The sequence below is a fragment of the Sinomonas sp. genome (genome assembly GCF_036848755.1).
GTDB lineage: Bacteria > Actinomycetota > Actinomycetes > Actinomycetales > Micrococcaceae > Sinomonas.
In genome coordinates this window covers 1-5,350 of record NZ_DAIUJO010000173.1, presented here as the reverse complement: position 1 = coordinate 5,350, position 5,350 = coordinate 1, and the positions used below count along the sequence as shown (strand labels likewise).

Genomic DNA, 5,350 nt, shown 5'->3' with positions numbered 1-5,350 from the left:
GCGTCGAGCAGGACCCTGGCGGCGACCTCGAGGCCCTCGATGCGGCCGAGCGAGACATCCTCGTGCTCGATGTTGACCATCATCTCCGGGTCGACCTCGTGCAGGGCGCGGAGGAACTCTGCCCAGTACGCGGTGTCGTGGCCGCGGCCGAGGGCCACGAAGTCCCATGCGGAGTCCTTCGGCCATTCGTTGGCCCACTCGTCCCCGCCGAGGTTCGTGCGGTTCTCGTCTGGACGCAGGCGGCGGAAGCGGTTGTCCAGGACGCCGTAGAGGCGGGCGTTCTCGGGGTTGACGCGGACGTCCTTGGCGGCGGCGTGGAAGACGAGCGGCCCGAGCTCGCGGGCGACGGCGACGGGGTCCATCTGCTGCCAGAACAGGTGGGAGGCGTCGAGTTCGACCCCGACATGCGTGGCACCGGTGAGCTCGACGAGCCGGTGGACGTCGGCGGTGTTGAACACGATGTTCTGCGGGTGCAGCTCGAGGGCGACCCTGACGCCGTGGTCGGCTGCGAGGCGGTCGGTCTCGCGCCAGAACTTGGCGGCGATCCCCCACTGGTAGTCGAGCACGTCGAGCGCGGCGGAGTTCCACGCGTTCACGATCCAGTTCGTCACGGTGGCCCCGGGCTCCCCGCCCGGCAGGCCGGACATGGTCACGACCCGGTCCTGGCCGAGGCGCTCGGCGAGGCGGATCGAGCGGCGGACGTCCTCGGCGTGCTTTTCGCCGATCTCGGGCTTGGGGTGCAGCGGGTTGCCGTTGCAGTTCAGGCCCGCGATCGAGACCCCGGTGCCCTCGAAGAGCCCGAGGTAGTCGTCGCGGGCCGAGTCGGAGACGAGGATGTCCTCGAACGCGGGCACGTGGACCGCCGGGAGGAACCCGCCGGTGTTGATCTCGATCCCCGTCAGGCCCAGGCCCGCGATGACCTCCAGGGCCTCGGGGAGGGTGCGGTCGTGCAGGATCGCGTTGTAGACGCCGAGCTTCACAGGGAGACCTTCTTCCCGTTGCCGCGCGCCGACTCGGCCACGGCCTCGAGGACTTCCATGTTGCGCACGCCCTCCTCGAACGTCGCGCAGCGCGGGAGCGACTCGGACTCCGGCAGGCCGGCGACCTCCTCGAGGAAGGCCCGCGCCTGGTACGCGAAGGCCTCGTTCTGGCCGAAGCCCACGCTGGGGGCGTCCATGGGAAGGCCCCCTCCGATGTACGGGTGCTCGGGGCCGAGGATCACCTGGCGGTAGCCGTTCCGCGCAGTCTGGCCGTCGGAGAGGAACAGGCCGATCTCGGCCGGGCGGCGCTGGTCGAACAGCGCGGCCCCGTTCTCGCAGAACACCTCGAACATGAGGGAGTTGGCGTGCCCCGCCGCCACGCGGGAGACGGACAGGGAGCCGATGCACTGGGCGAACTCCGCGGAGAAGGCGGCGACGTCGTCGTTCTCGACGGCCTCAAAGCGGTCGCTCACCGCGGCGTGGTCGTGGCCCATGACGGCGCCGAGCGGGAGCGGGCGCTTGGCGATCGCGGTGGAGAACTGGCCCCCCGAGACGGACTGGATGTCGCCGCAGAGGAACTCGCCCACGTACGCGAGGTGGCTCCCGACGTCGGCGAGCGCCCCGGAGCCGGGGGCGCCCTTGTAGCGCCAGCTCATCGGGGCGTCGGGGCTGCAGCCGTAGTCGGTCCAGTACCGGCCGCTGAAGTGCAGGGGGCGGCCGAGCGTGCCGTCCTGGATCAGCCCGCGGATCGTCGCGATCCCGGGGGTGCGGCGGAAGGTGAAGCCGATCCGGCCCAGCGTGCCCCGCGATTCGGCGGCACGGGCGGCGGCGGCCATCGCGCGGGCGTCGGCGAGCGTGTCCGAGAGCGGCTTCTCGCACAGGACGTGCTTGCCCGCGGCGAGGAGGCCCTCGACGACCTCGCGGTGCAGCGAGTTGGCGATCACGACGCTCACGACGTCGATGTCCTCGGCCGCTGCGATGGCTTGCCACGAGGCGTCGTGGCGCTCGTAGCCGAAGCGGCGGGCCGCGGCCTGCCCGAACTCGGCGTTCACGTCCCCGATCGAGACGAGACGGATCTCCGGGAGCGTGGGGCGGTAGAGGGTGCTCGCGGTGCGGTAGGCGGCGGCGTGGGCCTTGCCGGCCATGCCGGCGCCGATGACGGCGACGCCGAGGGACTCGGGCATGTCTCTCCTTCGAAGGGAAGCCGGGTTAAAGGAAATTTGGAGCGCTCCACAGAGGAGCCTAGGAGGCATGGCTTTGTCCTGTCAATAGGGCCGTGGCGGACGACGCCGCCGCGCTCCTCGGGTGCCATGATGTTCGCGTGGCAGCAAATCCACCCGTCCACCCGACCCCCACCCGTCCGACCATCTACGACGTCGCCGAGCGCGCCGGGGTCTCCAAGTCGCTCGTCTCGCTCGTGCTCCGCGGGGCGCCCCACGTGAGCGCCGGCCGCCGGCAGGCGGTGCTCTCCGCCATCGACGAGCTCGGGTACCGCCCCAGCCGGGCCGCGAGCGCCCTCGCCAGCCAGCGGACCAGATCGGTCGGAGTGCTCATCGACGACTTCCGCAATCCCTGGTTCGTCGAGCTCCTCACGGGCCTGCGCTCCGTCCTGGACCCGGCTGGCTACACCGTGAGCGTCGCCGACTTCCAGCTCGAGGCCGCCTCCGGGCGCAATCCCGTGGACGGCTTCCTCGCACAGCATGCCGACGCGCTCGTCCTCGCCGCCGAGCCCGATCCGAGCCTGTTGCGGGACGTTGGGGCGCCGGTCGTGGTCGCCGGGGTCCGGGAACTCGGCCCGGGCACGCTCCCGGCCGCCGACGTCGTCGCCGGCGACGACGAATGCGGCGGCGAGCTCGCGACGCGCCACCTGCTCGGGCTGGGACGCGAGCGCATCGGGCACCTGAGCGGTCGAGGGGGGCCAGCGGCCCACCGCCGGCGCGGCTACGAGAAGGCCATGAGGGAAGCCGGCCTGGCGCCCCTGGTGACCGGCGCAGCCGGAGGCACGACCGAGCAGGACGGCTACGCGGCCGCACTCGCGCTCCTCGCCGAGCGCCCCGACGTCTCCGCGATCGTCGCCGCGAACGACGTCATGGCGGTAGGCGCCCTCGCGGCATTGCGCGAACGGGGACTCGCAGTGCCCGCAGAGGTCGCCGTCGTCGGCTATGACAATTCACCCTTGGCGGCCTACCGCTACCTGGACCTCACCACCGTCGATCCGCGCAGCCGCGAGATCGGCGCCGAAGCCGCCCGCACCCTGCTCACGCGCCTTGAGAACCCCGACGCCCCACGGCGGCGGGCGCTGCTCGAGCCGAGCCTCGTGATCAGGGCATCAACGCGCACTGCGTAATGCTAAGATCGAAACTGGCAGTTTGTCCTATCAAATAAGCATACGTAGCCGAGTACGGCTCACCGCCCAGCCCAAGGAGGGGTCATGGCGACCAGCCTCAACATCCCCATCGACCGTTCATCGCCGGTGCCGCTCTACCATCAGGTCGTTCAGGGCATCGAAGGGATGATCCGGAGCGGTACCCTCGAGCCCGGCTCCAAGCTCGAGAACGAGATCGAACTCGCGGCGAAGCTCAATCTGTCCCGCCCGACGATGCGCAAGGCCATGGACGAACTCGTTCGCGCGGGCCTCCTCGTGCGCAAGCGGGGAGTCGGAACCCAGGTCGTGGCGAGCCAGGTACGGCGCCACCTCGAGCTGTCGAGCCTCTACGACGACCTCTCGCAGGGAGGCCAGAAGCCGACCACGCGCGTGCTCGCATTCCGTCACGGCCCCGTCGAGGACGACATCGCCGACACGCTCCAGCTGCCGCCCGGCGTCGGCGTCTACCACTTCACTCGCCTCCGCTCGGTGGGCGAGAAACCCCTCGCCCTCATGGAGAACTGGGTGCGCGACGACGTCGCCGAACTCACGGAGGAGGGGCTCCGCCAGCGGGGCATGTACCAGATCCTGCGCGAGGCCGGGGTGAACTTCCGGCTCGCGAACCAGCGCATCGGAGCGGCCGTGGCGGACGAGTACCAAGCCGAGCTCCTCCAAACCACGGCCGGGGCGGCGCTCGTCACGATGGAGCGCACCGCGGTCGACGACACCGGGCGCAACGTCGAGACCGGTCGCCACGTCTACCGGGCCGACTCGTACAGCTTCGAGATGACCCTGGTTCAACGGTGAGGCCGAGCAAGCGCTGACTTCGCGGGATTCCGGACAGAGAGGAACACACCTTATGGCAGAGTGGGTCTACCCGCTGGGCTCGGCCGGCGACGGCGACTGGCAGGTCTCGGTCGGGGCCCATGACAGCAGGCTCGCTGTCGACGGATGGGAGCACACTGGCATCAAGGTTGCCGAGCTCGCCCCCGGTGCGCGGATCACGCTGGGTGCCGCTGACGAGGAGCGCATCGTCGTCCCCCTCGAGGGAGCCTTCGAGGCAACGGTCGACGGCGCGACCTACACCCTGCGCGGGCGCGGCTCTGTCTTCGCCGGGCCCAGCGACGTCCTCTACAGCGGGATCGGCAAGTCCGTGGAGATCTCGAGCGCCCGGGGTGGCAGGGTCGCCGTCGCACTCGCCCCCGCCAAGGCCGAGTTCCCCACGCGCCTCGTCCGGGCCGAGGAGACGCCCGTCGAACTTCGCGGCGCCGGCAACTGCTCGCGTCAGGTCCACAACTTCGGAACCCCGGCTGCCCTCGAGGCCGATCGCTTCATCGTGTGCGAGGTCATCACGCCTGCGGGCAACTGGTCCTCCTACCCGCCGCACAAGCACGACGAGGAGAAGGACGGCGAGACCTCACTCGAGGAGATCTACTACTTCGAGACCCGGCTCGCCCCGGGCTCCCCCATCGCCTCCGAGGAGGCTGCGGGGCAGGACCCGGTCGGCTACGCCCGGGTGTACGCGTCCGACGAGCGGCCGATCGACGTCAACGCCGAAGTGCGCACGGGCGACGTCGTCCTCGTCCCCTACGGCTGGCACGGCCCCGCCATGGCCGCCCCCGGCTACGACCTCTACTACCTCAACGTCATGGCTGGCCCCGGGCGGGTGCGCGAATGGCTCATCAGCGACGACCCCCACCACGGCTGGATCCGCAGCACGTGGGACGCGCAGTCCGTCGACCCGCGCCTCCCCTTCACCGCCTAACCGTTTCGGGTACACCAACTCCCCTCCACAGCCGTTTCGGGTACACCAACTCCCCTCCACCGGCGTTTCGGGTACACCAACTCCCCTCCACCGGCGTTTCGGGTACAGATACCCCTTGGGGTGCGAGCCGAGCACGACGGCGGGTGCCCGACCTACAGAGGGCGCCCACCCGCCGTCGTCCATTTCCCCCGTCTAGGAAGCGAAGCGAGCCAGGGATCTGCCCCGCGACGCCAAACCGCC

General features: G+C 70.5%; 5 protein-coding genes. 3 read left to right on the top strand and 2 right to left on the bottom strand.

All coding sequences use genetic code 11. The features are described 5' to 3' along the window. A partial coding sequence (locus tag V7053_RS17750) for a sugar phosphate isomerase/epimerase family protein (protein WP_334173588.1) occupies positions 1-980 on the bottom strand: 980 nt, incomplete at its 3' end. After that, positions 977-2,164 (bottom strand): Gfo/Idh/MocA family protein, encoded by a 1,188-nt coding sequence (locus V7053_RS17745; protein ID WP_334173587.1) that lies wholly within the window; start codon positions 2,162-2,164, stop codon positions 977-979. The genes V7053_RS17745 and V7053_RS17750, both read right to left, overlap by 4 nt. 137 nt (positions 2,165-2,301) lie before the next feature. Between V7053_RS17745 and V7053_RS17740 the strand changes: the two genes are divergently transcribed. From V7053_RS17740 to iolB, 3 genes are all read left to right on the top strand, one after another. After that, on the top strand, positions 2,302-3,327 hold the full coding sequence (locus tag V7053_RS17740; protein WP_334173586.1) for a LacI family DNA-binding transcriptional regulator: 1,026 nt from the start codon (positions 2,302-2,304) through the stop codon (positions 3,325-3,327). A gap of 84 nt (positions 3,328-3,411) precedes the next feature. Then, positions 3,412-4,152, top strand: a complete 741-nt coding sequence (locus V7053_RS17735; protein ID WP_334173585.1) for a GntR family transcriptional regulator — start codon at positions 3,412-3,414, stop codon at positions 4,150-4,152. Between the two features lie 52 nt (positions 4,153-4,204). Then, positions 4,205-5,110, top strand: a complete 906-nt coding sequence (gene iolB, locus V7053_RS17730; RefSeq protein ID WP_334173584.1) for a 5-deoxy-glucuronate isomerase — start codon at positions 4,205-4,207, stop codon at positions 5,108-5,110. Positions 5,111-5,350 lie beyond the last annotated feature (240 nt).